Below are 14,697 nucleotides of genomic sequence, written 5' to 3' on the forward strand. Positions count from 1 at the left end.
AATGGCGGCATCCGGCTTTCAAGACAATCTTTAGGGCCAATCATGTACGACTTCCCAGCCAATATCGGCACCAGCCGCCACGAAAATGATATCATTGCCGTTCTGGCCCGCATTCAGCGCATCGGCCTTCCAGACAATCCGATCGCCTTTTATGGCTCATCCTCGTTTCGAATCTGGAGCTCCATCACCGAGGATCTCGGCTCGCTGGAGATCGTCAATCTGGGATTTGGCGGTGGCACTTACCTCTCTGCCAGCCACTACCTCGACCGGCTCCTGGTTCCCTTGAAGCCAGGTAGAGTGGCGCTTTATTTCGGCGAAAACGATATTGCCAGCGACGGCCTCAAAGCGCAGACGACGCTTGCGCACCTGCAGGATTTGCGCGATCGCATCTCTCGAGCGCTACCGCAGGCGCACGTCTTTGTTCTGGCGATCAAGCCCAGTCCGGCGCGCTGGATATACCGCCACGAATTCGATCTTTTCAACCAGACGGCGCACGAATGGTGCAACGGCCGCGAACACACGACATGGCTTGATCCGAACGCCGGCCTCATTGGTGAAAATGGCCTGCCGATGTTCCGTTATTATTTATCCGATCTGGTTCACCTGAATGCGGCAGGCTACGCGGTCTGGTCGGAAGCGCTTAGAAAAAAGTTGGGTCTGCTGAACTGAGACAAGGGGTATCTTTATCTTTAGCTCTTGAAAGGAGCCGAACTGTCCCCAGCATTGTTCACAGGCTGATTTCCATTGGATTTATAGAGCACGTCCGTTGAACGCGGAATCGCGTTTAGGCCCCCCCTTACTGGCGGAATTCTGATTCTAGCGCTCCGACTGGCGATTTGGTCGCAGGTAACATGACCTCAGCTTTCAGTGACGATCTGGTGTTTTGACAGCCATCGCGTGGATTGCGAGCGCGCAGGAAAGCCGGCTGACCCCGGCGAAACAGGGACGTCTCCGTCCGCCAGGGCGGCCTCTATCCGGCACTGAAGGATCTTAGTTGAGCCTACCCGCCCTAAGGCGACAGCCAACAATGTGCACAGGCTGAAAGACGTGGTCTCGACCACCGACGACGAAACGGTACACCTCGACTCCGACTCCAGAACCGCCGCCAGGATTTTTCGGGCCATCGTCGAGGCTTATTTCCGCTTCCGCCGTAACTCGTCGCCATGAATGCCAAAGTGCTGGATGATCATATCGACGTTACGGCGGTGCGATTTGAAATAAATATCAAACAGATCACCGAAGACAGGAACACTGCCCACAAGAGCATCCATGGCGATGTTGCCAACCATTCGCGCAAGCTTTTGCTGCGGCACACCAAGGCGGCGCGCTTCATTGACGATATACAGGCCGACAATCGCGCCCGCACCATCACCAATCAGTGGCAGCAAACCCATGATGGAATCTGCACCAAAACGGATTCCCGTGCCAGGAATGCGGATCGCTGTGTCCATCATACGAGCGATGCCCGACAGCCGCCGCAGACGGCGGAGCCGCTCAGCACCATCCACGAAGTCGTCCGATGTGCCGTGGGCGTTCCACGTTCTCGCTGTCATACAATCGTGCTCCATAAAAGAGATATGCCTCAGCCTAATATGAATGGGGATGTGGAGAGTTGCGTTCAAGAGCGTTGCGCAAGCTATCTCCATCCATTGAAACCGAACCAGTTACGCTCAATCGCCTCGATCCTGCCTATGTGACAGCACCAATCGCCCTTCATCGCTCAGGCCCTACACCCCTTTTTCGATTCCGATAGGCCACAGTAATTTTTAAGAAATATTTTCCCTTACATTGGCGCTACTACAGGACTGCAAGGTCGAGAGAAAGATGTGAGGCACGCCCTTGCATCTTTAACGTCTTTCGCGAGTTAAAGCTGATCTTCATAAAGCAGATGCGGACATGGCACATATTTTTTGAGTTCATCGGTGCATCTAAAGGCGGACTGCTGATGGACACTGGCGCTTTAACAACAAACGACATCGGAAAACTTATGGCCGTTTCTCATCAAGGTCCGCTGGCTAACACCAGGCTTTCTGGACGAACGATTCTCATTCTGATTGGCGTCGCGGTCATCCTGCACGTGGGTCAGGAAATCTTCGTGCCATTAGCCTTGGCTCTCCTCCTGACATTCACTCTGGCACCTATTGTCTCTTTTCTCCGAAAACACTCTGTGCCCAAGATTGCCGCCGTTATTTTGGCGGTCGCCTCAGCCTTCATGGCAATTGCGCTGTTCAGTTTCGTCGTCGCCACGCAGGTGACAAATCTTGCCGAAAACATCCCGACATATCAGCGCAATATCGTCACCAAGGTTCAGGCGCTCAGCCAAGCCGGATCAGGGAATGGTGTGCTCGAACATCTGAGCAAGGTTGTCGAGCGTGTCGGCGCCGAGTTGCAGACACGCGCCGTCGAAAGTCAGGACGAGCAGTCGACCGCACCAACCATGCGAGAGCCGATGCCCGTTGAAATCGTCACGCGATCCCATCCGGTCGAGACACTTGGCAATTTCATTCTTCCGCTTATCAGCCCGTTTGCAACGGCAGGTTTGGTCATCGTTCTTGTGATTTTCATGTTGATCGAGCGCGAGGACCTTCGCGACAGGTTCATCAGGCTGGTTGGACTTGGTGACCTGCATCGCACGACGGCAGCGCTGCAGGACGCTGGAAAACGGGTTGGGAAATACCTTCTGATGCAATTGGTGGTAAATGCCCTTTACGCCTTTCCCATCACGATTGGGCTTTGGGTACTTGGCATTCCGAACGCGATCCTGTGGGGTCTGCTGACGCTGGTTCTGCGTTTCGTGCCCTATATTGGTCCCGTTATCGGAATGGTGTTGCCGCTGTTCCTCGCCCTTGCAATCTCTCCCGGCTGGTCGTTGGTCGCATGGGTCGCGGCACTTTTCATCATCACCGAACTGATCAGCAATAACGTCGTTGAGCCTTGGCTCTATGGTAGCCACACCGGCTTGTCTCCGATGGCGATCATCATCTCCGCAATCTTCTGGTCCTGGCTTTGGGGACCACTGGGGTTAATGCTGTCGACACCTCTCACGGTGTGTCTGGTCGTTCTTGGCAGATATGTCCCCGAGTTCAGTTTTCTGGACGTTCTGCTCGGAAATGAACCAGTCCTCCAACCGCAGGAAAAGCTTTACCAGCGGCTGCTTTCCGGCGACCCCAACGAAGCGACTGACAACGCCGAAGAGTTTCTCGAAGAGGAATATCTCATCGACTACTACGAAAAAGTTGGTCTTCCTGCCTTGATCCTGGGCGAAGCGGACCGCCAGCGCGGCGTGATGACAGAGGCTCAAATCGCGCTTCTTGCCTCCAGCGCCCATGCCCTCATTGAAAATCTTGCAGAGATTGCGAGCGAAGAGGAAAACGAGGGACTGTCGGAAGACGAACAGACTTCAGCGCCAGAGACCAAAGAGACAATCGCGCTACCGGACGGTAAAGGCAGATCAATTCTATCCCTTGGAGGCAGAGGGGCCATGGACGATGCAGCGTCCGCGATGTTATCGCAAGTTCTCTTGGTTCAGGGTGCGCAGATCAGACAAGCAGACTATACGGTGATTGAAGGACGAGATCTAAAGGCTCTGGTGGCTGACGATATCGACACCGTTGTCGTTACGTTTCTCAATGAGAACTCGAAATCGCACGCGCGACAGATCGTGCGTCGTTTGAAGCGTGTAAGACCTTCTCTTCGTGTCGGCATTTTGTTGCCGATGGGAGAAAGCGGGCGCGAAGCGCCAATCGACCCACAAGACATAAGCGCCGACTTCGTTGCCGCTTCGCTGACGCAGGCCGTCTTGTCGGCCCTGAGCGACACAGGCCCTGTGGCCTTGAAAAGCCCCGTGAGAAAAGTGGCACGCCAGCGCCGAGTGCCGCCGGTGGCTGCCTGAACGCAGCCACGAGAAGTCTGTTGATACTACCAATGTGCACGCATCTCGTCTCCTGGATCATAACGCATAGGACCACCCGAAAGCTTCAGCCCCTGGACTTGCGCACGCTCATCACCGCCCAAACCCGTACTCTGCAAAAAGCACGATGCATCGATACAAAGATTGATAACGTTACGCGTCTCTAGGTATCTACGGCGAACTAAGAGCAGTCAGGTCTAAAGCTTGACAGTTGCGACATCAAAAGCGGCCTGCGGTTGTGAGACCTTTCAGCTTGGAGTCTCCGCTTGCTGAAACTTGGATTTGAGCCACTGATGTATGGATGACGTTCCCGCCAACAGTGAACCGCCGTCTTCTACAACACCGCCATTGAGGGAGGTAACAAGCGCTCCGGCTTCCTGGGCAATAATCTTGCCAGCCGCGTAGTCGTAATGGCTAAGGCCGTCTTCGAAATAGCCATTTAACCTGCCCGCGCCAACATATGCGAGATCAAGTGCGGCCGAGCCGAGTCTGCGGATGCCTGCCGTCTCGTTGGTGATGGTATCCAGGGCCCGGAAGAAACTACTGCGGTCCATCGACTTCAACTGTCCGTGGATCGGCATAGATAGAGATATGATGGATTCTTCGGGCTTTTTCTCTTCCAACCGTGTCAGTTCCTTACCGTTCATCTGGGCACCCTGCCCTCGAACTGCCGTGAACATCTCGTCCCGCAATGGGTCAAGGACGACGCCCAGTATTTCGCCATCGTCGTCGCAAAGTGCGATGCTGACAGCAAAATAGGGAATGCCCCAGATGAAGTTGCTGGTCCCGTCGAGCGGGTCTACCACCCAACGGCGTCGTGCGTCTGGCTTGCGCGTACCGGTTTCTTCACCCACGAAACCATAGCGATCGCCTGCTCTTGCCAGAACTGCGGCAATAGCCTCCTCGGCAGCAAGATCGGCCTTGGACGCATAATCACCCAAAGCTTTTCGTTGAACACTATCGCGGGACATGGCGCCGAAATGCGTCTTCAGTTCAGCGCCTCCGGCAAGTGCGGCGGACAATGCAAGCTGCATCAGTTCGTCAAGCGACAGGTCCGCCATCTCATACTCCCGAGGGTAGAAAAGTTATCGTCTCGAAATCCACACCGACGCGCGAGTCGAGATCGAGTGCGTGTCGTGTCTCCACCGATATGGTCGCACCGTTCTCAAGTCGAAGGCTTTGCGTCCAGGCCTTGCCCATGAAGCGGCGATCTTTCACCGTTGCGTTGACGAGAGCGCTGCCGTTTTCGCGGGTTATTACCTGTTCGGGACGCACGACAAGTGTGCCTTTACCGCTGTGGCCGCTTCCTGTGATAGGAAGTCTCGATCCGTCAGCCATCTGGAAGCCGGCCTTATCAAATTCGCCCTCCAGAAAGTTTGCGCTGCCGACGAACTCGGCAACGAAGCGGTTCGCCGGTCGCGAATAAATTGTTTCGGGATCTGCAAGCTGCTGCACGATTCCATTCTGCATCACGGCGATCCGGTCCGACATTTCGAGGGCTTCTTCCTGATCATGCGTCACATAGATTGCTGTCAGACCGAGCCTCTTCTGCAGACTGCGCAGTTCATGGCGAAGAGCCACGCGAAGACGCGCATCAAGGTTGGACATGGGCTCGTCCATGAGAAGCAGCGGCGGGTTGATGACGAGTGCACGCGCCAGCGCGATGCGCTGCTGCATACCCCCACTCATTTCTGCGGGATAGCGCTTCTCGACGCCGTGAAGCTCGACCTGGGCCAGTGCGGCACGAACCCTTTCAGCAACTTCACTCTTCTGAACCTTACGCAGTTTGAGCCCGTAAGCGACATTGTCGAACACGGTCTGGTTTGGCCATAGCGCATAGTTCTGGAAGACGAAGCCGATATTTCTGTCCCAGGCGGCGAGCGAGGTCACGTTCTGCCCGTTGAACAGGATTTTTCCGCCATCGATTGGGTGGAATCCTGCAATGGCGCGCAAAAGTGTCGTCTTGCCGCAACCGGACGGCCCTAGCAGCGTGAAGAATTCGCCGGGCCTGATCGTGAGGCTGATGTCTTTCAGAACTGCATGATTGCCAAAGGTCTTGGAGACGGCGTCGATGACGACCTCGCAGCCTTGGGTTGGAGTTTTGGAAGATGAGGTTTCAACCACCGGAATTTCCTCGAATTTGGCCGTAGCGGACAATGAAATAGAGAGGGATGTAAATGATCAGCATCAGCAGGATGGTCTGTGCTGCGGAGACACCGAAATCGGCATCGACAAGCGTGTTCTCGAAGATCACGGCTGTCATCGGCTTCCACGGCGGACGATAGAGAACGATGGTAGACGACAGCTCCGTGACGATGTGAAGGAAGGTGAGCGTTGCACCGGTTACCGCCCCCGCCAGAACAAGAGGTGCCGTTATGGTGAAGAACACCCTGAATGGACGCGCTCCAAGACTGATTGCGGCCTCTTCGAGAGCCGGGTGAACGCGCCTCAGGGCCGCCTCTGACGCCTTCACCGTAAAAGGCAGGTTTCGAATGAGATAGGCAAGGAGAAGGATGAACCAGGTGCCGGTCAGTTGCAGCGGCGCCTTGTTGAACATCATGATGAGACCGATACCGAGCACCGTGCCGGGAATGACATAGGGCATCATGACAGTGAGGCTGAGAACGGGGGCGATGATCCGGTAGCGCTTGCGTATAATCACATATGCAATCCCCAACCCGATTGCTGTTGCCGCCAGCGTTCCGGCAATACCAAGCGACAAGGTCACCCAAGCCGGCCCCATGCCGGTGCGCCACATAGTGGCGTAGTTTTCCAGCGTAAAGTTCGCCCTGGGTAGGCCGACCCGCCATTCCATGAAGCTGGAAACCAGCACCGTCAGGTGGGGCGTGAATGCCATGAGAAGGGCAATGATGACCGCGCCAAGCACTGTGACATGAGCAAGAGGCGATAGCGGCTTGCGTTCCAGCGCCCGCGACGACACCACGGCAAAACCGCGTCGCGCCAAATAGATTTGCTGCGCCATGAGGAACAGGCTCGAGATGGTGATGAGCACAATCGATCCTGTGGCCGCAAGCGCCGGATTGCGTCCTGCCTCACTCAGGAAGGACGTATAGATCAGAACCGGCAGTGCGTTGACATCGAGGCCAATGATGCGCGGCGTTCCGAAGTCAGACAGGGCTGCCATCGTTGCCAGATAGAGACCGGTGATGATGCCGGGGAGTGCCAGCGGAATTTCGACCGTCATGCGCACACGAGGCGGCTTGGCACCAAGGCTTTCCGCTGCCTCGATATGGCCAGCGTCCAAACTCTGAAACGAGCTGTGGCTGAGCAGAAAGATGATTGGAAAGACCAGCCAGGTGATGACCCAAATGACGCCATGCAAGCCGACAATCGAGACATCGAGGCCGAGATAGTTGGTCAGAACGCCGTTTCGTCCCAGAAGCAAGCGCCAGGCGTACGCCCCCAGAAATGGTGGAGACACGGACGCCATAGTGACAAGAAAGACGATAGCAGTGCTGCCCGCGACCCGGTAACGTGCGATAAGATAAGCCAGCGATACGCCGATCAAAGCGGCAAGTCCGGTGGATGTCAACGCGATCAGCAGGCTGTTCACCGTGGCGGAAAGGGTTTCCGAGCGTGTAAAGAAATCGGTATAGTGGACAGCAGAGAGCGACAGCGATTTGTTTTCGAAGGTGATGTAGGCGTTCGCGGCATGTGAGAGCAGGACAGTGTTGAGCGACTGCGCCTTGATATCTAAAGGCGCTGGTGCAGTTGTCGCGAATAGCCCCCGGGGCGCCTGCTGCGAAAGCGTGAACCGAGCCGAGCCCAGATCCAGTTCAAGTAAACCTGCCTCGTCCTTACCAACCGAAATCGGCTCTTGCGAAGAGAGGCGCAGCGTTCGGTCATCCTGGACGTCTACAGTCAGACTGTCAGTCGAACTCAACGTTATCGCAACGCCGTCAGAAAGTTTAGCAACGCTGTATCGGGCGGTCATTTCCGGGACGAATTGCAAGCCGTCTTTATTATGCAGAAGAGTAAAACGGCCGCCCTCCTCCAGGAGGGAGGCGGCCATGAGGCGAACCTGCGGGACAACAATCGTCAGGCCGCAGAGCACGAGCGCGACGATTGAAAATATCAGCCAATTGTCGCGCAGCACCTTCATTTTCCGCGAAGCTCCTGAAAGCGAGCCACGACCACAGGGCGCGGATCGACAGCGGATACGATTGTGAGCGTAGCCATGTCAGGCAGAGCGGCGGGAGGCGTTACATCCTTGCGTGCCGAGCGTCGAACGGTGGCGTCGCGAACAATTTCATGCGCCGTCTTGCTGCCGAGGAAATCGATGAAGCTCTTGGCGTCTTCGATGTGCTGCGCGCCCTTGACGATGGCTTGCGCATCGATCTGGCCGGTAACCGCATCGGTCGGATAGACGATTTCGATCGGCAGACCTTGAGCCTTCCACTTGGCACCCAGATCCTCGTTAATCCAGCCAACTGCTGCTTCACCGTCGCGTACGGCGTTGAAGGCATCATCGGAACCGGGAGCAATGCGCGCACCCTTGGCCATTTGACCGACGAAATCCCAACCGAAATTGCCAGCAAGAGCGGAAAGAATGACATAGCCGGTGCCGGATTTTGCAGGGTCTGGAATAATCAGGCCACCGTTCTTTGCGAAGTCCTGTGAGACGAGATCTTTCTGCGTCTTGGGTATGGAGCCGGCCTCGACGCGTTTGGTGCTGACGACCAGCGGCTGCAGCAGCACCGTGAACGGATGCCAGATGTGATTGGGATCGTTAGTCACCATGTCGGCGTCGGACTTGTTTTCGAACGATTGGAAGAGCGCTGCATTCTCTTCGAAGGTCTGCGTCGGTCCGCCCCACATGACGTCTGCTGAGGAATTGCCACCTTCTGCGCGCAGGCGCTCGATCAGCTCGCCAGTACCGCCGCGCACGACAGTCACCTTCACATCCGGATTTTCCTTGGCAAAAGCATCGAGGATGGGGGCAGATGTCGCCTCCCCATGAGCGGTGTAGACCACCAGTTCTCCGGCATTCGCAACACTGATGATCGACGCCGACGCCAACGCGCCCGCTATTATACGCCGCAAGGTCCATTTCAGCATGACTATGTTCCCTTTTTAAAGTCACTGAGAAGAAGGCGGCCCTATTAATCCATTTAACAGATTAAAAATCAAGCCGCCTTTTCTGCGGAATTACGGTCCTTGCGTTACAGTATTATGACTGAAGGCTAAGATTATCTGCATTGCGAACTGCTTGACGCCCATAGGCTGGGCTGATAAATTCCATTTAATTTATTAAATAGGAATTGGCCCCGATGAGCTTGATGGGCAGCAATCACACATATTCCGGCCGCTACAACCGTCGCCTCGTTTTCGATCTTATCCGATCTGGCAATGGCATAAGCCGGCGTGACCTTGTTGATGTGACAGGCTTGAAGCCGCAGACCATGTCCAATATCTGCAAGGACCTGATAGACCGTTCAGTGGTTGCGGAAACCATCCAACAAGAGGGCGCGCGCGGTGCGCCGCAAAAGAAGATGTGGGTCAGGGCCGAGGCCGGTTGCTGCCTGGGTATTCACGTGGATCGCGACGGGCTTCTGGGCATCGTCTGCGATCTGGCGGGGCAGGAGTTGGGTCGCGAAACCGCCTCCGCATCGCTCGAAGATCCATCCGACACCATCCGTGCCATTGCCGATATGACGCAGCGTCTGCGGTCGGTTACCGTGGATCGTCCCGCCTGGGGCATCGGCATCGCGATGCCCACATTGCAGGAGGCGGAATTCGAACATCCTGTCGGCCCGCCAGGTTGGGATGCGTGGAGCCGTATGCCGGTGGCAGAAGCCATCGAAGATGCATGTGGCCTCCCCACCATCGTCGAGAATGACGCCACAGCCGCAGCAGTTGCCGAACTGAGGGTGGGAAGTGCGGGAGGACTGAGCCACTACGTCCATATTTTCGTCGGGCACGGACTTGGGGCAGGCATTATCAATGACAGCATGCCGCTCCAGGGATTTTGGAACAATGCCGGAGAAATCGGTCTCCTGACATGGCCGGCGGAACTTGCCAATCCAGATGCGGGGAAACAGACACCGTTTTCGATCGACGAACTTGCAGCGATGCTGTCGTGCGAAAGCAAGGAGATTGCGCGGCCTGGGGCATTGGAGAAACTTTACGCTCAACGCGACAGTGTTCTGATGCGATGGCTCGACCTCAATTCAAAGCGTCTGCGGTTGCTGGTGTCGCTGCTTGAAAACATCATGGACCCGCAGACCATCGTGGTTGGAGGGCACTTTCCACCAGCGCTCATCAATTCCCTGATCGACCGGGCCTATCCCCTTTTGCCGTCAGTCAGCGCCCGAAGCCACCGCGAAATTCCCCGGCTGTGTGCTGGCGCTCTAGGGCCGGAGGCAGCCGCGATCGGCGCTGCCATGCTACCTGTGATTGCTCATGGCAGCCCAGACTTCAGGCGCCTCTCATCCATGCGCGGACGCAGCCAGACGATCGATTTCGAAAGACGCTTCGATCGGGTCGCAGGCGCGCCAACGGATGACGACACGTCATCCTGATTTACATAACTCTTGCCGACAGGACTAAAACATGAAAATCGCAATTGCCGGGCTCGGCTTTCGGCTTGCCAATGTCATTGCCTCCTTCCGCAAGGCCTGCCCTGAACTGGAAATTGTCGGCTTGATGGACCCGCAGCCTGCTGGCCTTCCAGCCATTCAGTCGGCAGGCATGGCGGCGCCGCGACGTTTCGAAACCATCGAGGCTATGCTGACGCAGACGAAGCCGGATCTTCTTATGGTCGGCTCGCCCAATCTTTTCCATCTGGAACATATCACCGCGGGATTGCGCGCAGGCGTGCGGGTTTTCACGGAGAAACCGGTGGTGATCGACGAAAACCAGACAATGACGATGGCGCGTCTGCTTGCCGAATATGGCGATGAAAGCGTTATGGTGGGGCTCGTTCTGCGGTACTCTGACCTTTATCGGGATCTGCGCGCGGCGCAGACGCAAGGTCAAATCGGCGCCATCACGTCGATTGAGGCATCCGAGCATATCGCACCCTACCACGGAGCGTTCTTCATGCGGGACTGGCGACGGCATACGCGCTATGCCGGGCCGTTTATCTTGGAGAAATGCTGCCACGATCTCGACCTCTATGGCAGCGTTGTTGGGCAGCGGGCGATGGCCGTTGCCAGCTTCGGCGGCCGAAAGTCGTTTATCGCGGAAAACAAACCGGATCAGTTCTCCGCGTTTCAACAGCGGGAATTCTATAAAAAGCCGAGCGGCTGGCTAGAGGGTGGCGCGGTGTTTGAGAGTGACGGCGATATTATCGACTATCAGACCGCGATTATCGAATATAATGGCGGGGCGACGATGACGTTTCATACCAATCTCAACGTTCCAGATCAGTTTCGCCGCTTCTGCGTGATCGGTAGCAAGGGAATGGCCGAAGGCGATTTCATCCGCAATCGCTTCGAGGTGCACTCTGCAATAACAGGCGAAAAGCTAGTCGAGCGGCGTTACGAGGGGCACGAAAGCGATCACTATGGCGCAGATGATCAGATGGCCTCGGATATCTACAGGCATCTGACCGAGGCCTCTCCGCTGCCCGTCAATATCGTCTCAGCCTTGGAAGCGGGGCTCGTGGCAATCAAGATCGATGAGGCACGCCGTGTCCGGCGCACCATCGAGCTTGCTGAAACCTGGCAGCGCTTCGATGACGCGCTTCGCACCCCGCATGTGGCTGCCTGAGGCCGCGATTATGACCATGCCAGCGTCTTTATCATCCGTTATCATCCGCAACGCCCGACCGTCCGATGAGACGGCGATCCTCGACATATGTGTGCGCACTTCAGATCGAGGCAAAGACGGATCACAATACTACTCTGACCCGAGACTTCCTGGACTTTTATGGGCGCTGCCCTATGTCCGCTTCTGCGCAGAAACTGCATTCGTGCTGACGAAGGATGACGTCGTCATGGGCTACTGTGTCGCCGCACCCGATACGATTGCCTATGAAAATTGGCTCGAGGCCGCATGGTGGCCGTCCTTGCAGGAAGAGCTCCGCGATTTCGAAACACGGACAGTAGAGGATGAGAACGTTCTTTCCTATATTCGAAGCGCAAGAAAGACCCCGGCTGAGGTCACGCGGCCCTACCCCGCCCATCTGCATATCAATCTTCTGCCTGAGATCCAAAATGGCGGCCATGGGTCGTCGCTACTGCGACATCAACTGGATTCTTTGACGAGGTCTGACGTGAGAGGCGTCCATCTAGGCGTTAATCAGTATAACGAAAAGGTCGTAGCATTTTACGCCAAATTCGGCTTTGTGGAAATTGACCGGACACCATCGATCGTGATGGCGAAGCGGCTGATTGAATGAAATACTTAAAGCGCGTCGCGATCTCTAACGTCGCTCTTCAAGCTGTAGCGCCTTTTGTTTTCTTTTGTCGAAGCTCTAGGATAACCAAAACTTTTCCAGAAATGATTTTCATGACGAGCTGGCTTTTATAGTCCACTCCGTTTTGCGACAAAGTGTCTTTTGCCCTGAAGGGGTACGAACCCGCCGCACGTCATTTGTTGTCAGACTTTTTGGAGCAGTTCCATTGGCTTAGAAACACAGTGGAATGGACTCAATCGAATATTATTGATGAGTTTCGTTTAGATATTCAGCGCATTGTTGAGGTCGTGCAGTCCGACCATCAGCATCATGGGAGTGAGGCAATCCGCCCCTGTCAACTTTCAATAGAAAGCCTAATACACCCAGACAGTCGTTGACCGGGCGAGATCGTTTCGACGCCGCGGCCATTTCGCTCTGGTTCCGGTAAGCCAAGCGCTCCGGCGACCATGGAAACGGGTTCAAGACAAAGATAGCGGTCCATACGGTGGGCAGCGAGATTGCTAAAAACAGGATCGGCCGCGAGCAACAGTGAAAAACTGTCAAAACTGATGCGCGCATATGACCAGTCGGTGAAGTGCAAGGTGTATCCCGTCGTAGCAGGAATGGCAGGTTTCGAGCGGGGCACCGCTTGCTGGCCGGTTGGCACGTTCTGCACATCGAGGGGATATTGCAGTTTGGCATCGGTGCTGGCGTCGCAGCCCAATTCTGCCGCAAAATAGGGATGCCAGCCAAGCGAAACCGGCGCAGGCCGGTCTTCCAGATTGGTTATCGACAATTTCACCGTCAAACGGTTGCTTTCAAGCAAGAACGACTGTTCAGCGCGGAAGGAAAATGGCCACTCAGCATCCGCCTTATAGTCAAGCACCAGCGTGCACTGATCGGCCGCCAGGCTGGAAATATCCCACGATCGTCGGTGAGCAGGTCCATGCATGGCATCAGGCGAAAGGGCGGGATGTGGAAGAAGGTCGTGCCGGATATCCGCGTGAACGAATGAGCTGCCATATACCCTGTTGTGGTAAGGAATGAGCGGATAGGCACCTGCCCTCGGCCAGTTCAACGGGTCAAAAGACTCCTCCGCTGTCGGCACCAGGATATCGCCGTGATCCTCGTGGTGCAGATGCGTCATCCTTCCACCCCAGGAAGGGTGGAGGCGGGCCGAAAGCTGCCTGAAGGCAATCGTAACCGTTTCAGGCAAAAGCATATGAGCCATCAGGCCGTTTCGGCACGCGTCGCTGCCAGTGAACGTAGCCATCTTCCTGCATGGCCTTTTCATCCATCTCGACTCCCCAACCCGGTCGGTCCGGCCTCAGTTCCAGGTAGCCATCCTTTGGCAGATAAGGGTCGACAACATAGCGCGTTTCATCCTCGCGTTTTTCGAGGTCGGTGCCGCCATAAACATAGCATTGCCCTTTCGGCAGCCTGTATTCAAGAATACGGAAATTCTGCTGGGCGGCGGAGAAATGCACGTTGACGGCGGTGGCGAGCGGTCCCATCGGGTTGTGCGGTGCGATGCTGACGAAATGCGCCTCTGCCAGCGTGGCGATGCGGCGCATTTCTGAAATACCACCGACAACGCAGATGTCGGGTTGAATGATATCGGCGCCCCGGACTTGCAGAAGACGCAGGAAGTCATTGCGGTTGTAAAGACTTTCACCCGTTGCCAGCGTGCAGTTCAGCCCCTGCTTCAGGTCTCCCCACATCTCGATATTTTCCGGACGCAACGGCTCTTCGAAAAATAGCGGATCGTAAGGGGCAAGCGCATTACCCAGTTGACGAGCGGCAGCAGGCTCGAAAATCTTGGCATGCGCGTCGAAGGCAATATCGTAGTCGGGCCGCACGGTTTCGCGAAGCGAGCGGAAATATTCGGCCGAACTGCGCACCACCTCACCCCAGCGATGGGCGTGAATATCGACGCGCCATGGGCTTAGCTTGAAGGCTGTGAACCCCCAATCTTCGTTGAGACGATCGAATTCCTCCCTTGCCGCCGGTGCATCCGGTGCCGTGTAGACGCCGGCGTAAACCTTGATACGGTCACGCACTTCGCCGCCCAAAAGCTTGTAGACAGGCACGCCTGCCGCCTTGGCGGCAAGGTCCCAGAGGCAATGGTCAAGCGCTGAGATTGCCGAAAGACCAAGTGCTCCGGGCGGAAAGCGGTTTTGTTGGAGGAGGAGATTGTAGAGATACTCGACCCGAGTCGGATCCTGCCCCGCAAGGAAGCCGTAGAGGTAATCCAGAACCGGGGGCAATGCGAGATCGGGGCCGTGATTGTAGCATTCGCCCCAGCCGGTCAAACCGTCATCGGTATCGAGAGCGACGATAACGCGGGGGCGGTCCTTGTCGCGGGTAACGAATACCCGCATGCGATCGATTTTCATGCTTTGGTCTTCCTCTTGAATTGCGAGAA

The 14,697-nt window shown here is 56.0% G+C and carries 12 protein-coding genes; 5 read left to right on the plus strand and 7 right to left on the minus strand.

Annotation, left to right across the window (positions count from 1 at the left end; all coding sequences use genetic code 11):
• Positions 1–42: 42 nt before the first annotated feature.
• On the plus strand, positions 43–669 hold the full coding sequence (locus ACQZ45_RS21530) for a GDSL-type esterase/lipase family protein (RefSeq protein WP_142851299.1): 627 nt from the start codon (positions 43–45) through the stop codon (positions 667–669).
• A 464-nt stretch (positions 670–1,133) separates the two neighbouring features.
• Here ACQZ45_RS21530 and ACQZ45_RS21535 read toward each other — a convergent pair whose 3' ends face one another.
• Positions 1,134–1,553 carry a DUF4112 domain-containing protein gene (locus ACQZ45_RS21535; protein ID WP_142851300.1) on the minus strand — a complete coding sequence of 140 codons (420 nt, stop codon included), beginning with the start codon at positions 1,551–1,553 and terminating at the stop codon, positions 1,134–1,136.
• 434 nt (positions 1,554–1,987) lie between these two features.
• Between ACQZ45_RS21535 and ACQZ45_RS21540 the strand changes: the two genes are divergently transcribed.
• The gene (locus ACQZ45_RS21540; protein WP_065703256.1) at positions 1,988–3,892 is read left to right on the plus strand and encodes an AI-2E family transporter; all 1,905 of its coding nucleotides are present in this window, start codon (positions 1,988–1,990) and stop codon (positions 3,890–3,892) included.
• A 266-nt stretch (positions 3,893–4,158) separates the two neighbouring features.
• Here ACQZ45_RS21540 and ACQZ45_RS21545 read toward each other — a convergent pair whose 3' ends face one another.
• The 4 genes from ACQZ45_RS21545 to ACQZ45_RS21560 are packed head-to-tail and all read right to left on the minus strand — an operon-like array spanning position 4,159 to position 8,989.
• Positions 4,159–4,971, minus strand: coding sequence for an inositol monophosphatase family protein (locus tag ACQZ45_RS21545; protein ID WP_142851301.1), 813 nt, complete (start codon positions 4,969–4,971; stop codon positions 4,159–4,161).
• A gap of 1 nt (position 4,972) precedes the next feature.
• Positions 4,973–6,034, minus strand: a complete 1,062-nt coding sequence (locus ACQZ45_RS21550; protein WP_142851302.1) for an ABC transporter ATP-binding protein — start codon at positions 6,032–6,034, stop codon at positions 4,973–4,975.
• Positions 6,027–8,033: an ABC transporter permease gene (locus ACQZ45_RS21555; RefSeq protein WP_025591544.1), complete on the minus strand. Its 2,007-nt coding sequence runs from the start codon at positions 8,031–8,033 to the stop codon at positions 6,027–6,029. Before ACQZ45_RS21555 ends, ACQZ45_RS21550 begins: the two co-directional genes overlap by 8 nt.
• Positions 8,030–8,989 carry an extracellular solute-binding protein gene (locus tag ACQZ45_RS21560; RefSeq protein ID WP_448742541.1) on the minus strand — a complete coding sequence of 320 codons (960 nt, stop codon included), beginning with the start codon at positions 8,987–8,989 and terminating at the stop codon, positions 8,030–8,032. The genes ACQZ45_RS21555 and ACQZ45_RS21560 overlap by 4 nt, the downstream gene beginning before the upstream one ends.
• Positions 8,990–9,201: 212 nt before the next feature.
• On the opposite strand from ACQZ45_RS21560, the gene ACQZ45_RS21565 reads away from it, so the two are divergent.
• Genes ACQZ45_RS21565 through ACQZ45_RS21575 form a run of 3 tightly spaced genes read left to right on the plus strand, consistent with a single transcriptional unit; the run spans position 9,202 to position 12,275 of the window.
• Positions 9,202–10,452, plus strand: a complete 1,251-nt coding sequence (locus ACQZ45_RS21565; protein ID WP_142851303.1) for an ROK family protein — start codon at positions 9,202–9,204, stop codon at positions 10,450–10,452.
• A gap of 31 nt (positions 10,453–10,483) precedes the next feature.
• Positions 10,484–11,644 carry a Gfo/Idh/MocA family protein gene (locus ACQZ45_RS21570; RefSeq protein WP_112681656.1) on the plus strand — a complete coding sequence of 387 codons (1,161 nt, stop codon included), beginning with the start codon at positions 10,484–10,486 and terminating at the stop codon, positions 11,642–11,644.
• On the plus strand, positions 11,610–12,275 hold the full coding sequence (locus ACQZ45_RS21575; protein ID WP_112401567.1) for a GNAT family N-acetyltransferase: 666 nt from the start codon (positions 11,610–11,612) through the stop codon (positions 12,273–12,275). Before ACQZ45_RS21570 ends, ACQZ45_RS21575 begins: the two co-directional genes overlap by 35 nt.
• A 352-nt stretch (positions 12,276–12,627) precedes the next feature.
• On the opposite strand, the gene ACQZ45_RS21580 is transcribed toward ACQZ45_RS21575, so the two are convergent.
• Both ACQZ45_RS21580 and ACQZ45_RS21585 read right to left on the minus strand, forming a co-directional pair.
• Complete coding sequence (locus tag ACQZ45_RS21580) at positions 12,628–13,494, minus strand: aldose 1-epimerase (RefSeq protein ID WP_142851356.1); 867 nt, start codon at positions 13,492–13,494, stop codon at positions 12,628–12,630.
• Positions 13,481–14,668 carry a galactarate dehydratase gene (locus ACQZ45_RS21585; protein WP_013637437.1) on the minus strand — a complete coding sequence of 396 codons (1,188 nt, stop codon included), beginning with the start codon at positions 14,666–14,668 and terminating at the stop codon, positions 13,481–13,483. Before ACQZ45_RS21585 ends, ACQZ45_RS21580 begins: the two co-directional genes overlap by 14 nt.
• Positions 14,669–14,697: the final 29 nt, after the last annotated feature.

It is taken from the genome of Agrobacterium sp. 16-2014-1-2a, from assembly GCF_053522705.1.

What these genes read in the sequence shown, in the direction of transcription:
- ACQZ45_RS21540 (WP_065703256.1), top strand. Translation starts at nt 1,988, where the DNA reads ATGGCCGTTTCTCATCAAGGTCCGCTGGCTAACACCAGGCTTTCTGGA.
- ACQZ45_RS21585 (WP_013637437.1), bottom strand. Translation starts at nt 14,668, where the DNA reads ATGAAAATCGATCGCATGCGGGTATTCGTTACCCGCGACAAGGACCGC.
- ACQZ45_RS21575 (WP_112401567.1), top strand. Translation starts at nt 11,610, where the DNA reads ATGACGCGCTTCGCACCCCGCATGTGGCTGCCTGAGGCCGCGATTATG.
- ACQZ45_RS21580 (WP_142851356.1), bottom strand. Translation starts at nt 13,494, where the DNA reads ATGCTTTTGCCTGAAACGGTTACGATTGCCTTCAGGCAGCTTTCGGCC.
- ACQZ45_RS21565 (WP_142851303.1), top strand. Translation starts at nt 9,202, where the DNA reads ATGAGCTTGATGGGCAGCAATCACACATATTCCGGCCGCTACAACCGT.
- ACQZ45_RS21560 (WP_448742541.1), bottom strand. Translation starts at nt 8,989, where the DNA reads ATGCTGAAATGGACCTTGCGGCGTATAATAGCGGGCGCGTTGGCGTCG.
- ACQZ45_RS21570 (WP_112681656.1), top strand. Translation starts at nt 10,484, where the DNA reads ATGAAAATCGCAATTGCCGGGCTCGGCTTTCGGCTTGCCAATGTCATT.
- ACQZ45_RS21530 (WP_142851299.1), top strand. Translation starts at nt 43, where the DNA reads ATGTACGACTTCCCAGCCAATATCGGCACCAGCCGCCACGAAAATGAT.
- ACQZ45_RS21545 (WP_142851301.1), bottom strand. Translation starts at nt 4,971, where the DNA reads ATGGCGGACCTGTCGCTTGACGAACTGATGCAGCTTGCATTGTCCGCC.
- ACQZ45_RS21555 (WP_025591544.1), bottom strand. Translation starts at nt 8,033, where the DNA reads ATGAAGGTGCTGCGCGACAATTGGCTGATATTTTCAATCGTCGCGCTC.
- ACQZ45_RS21535 (WP_142851300.1), bottom strand. Translation starts at nt 1,553, where the DNA reads ATGACAGCGAGAACGTGGAACGCCCACGGCACATCGGACGACTTCGTG.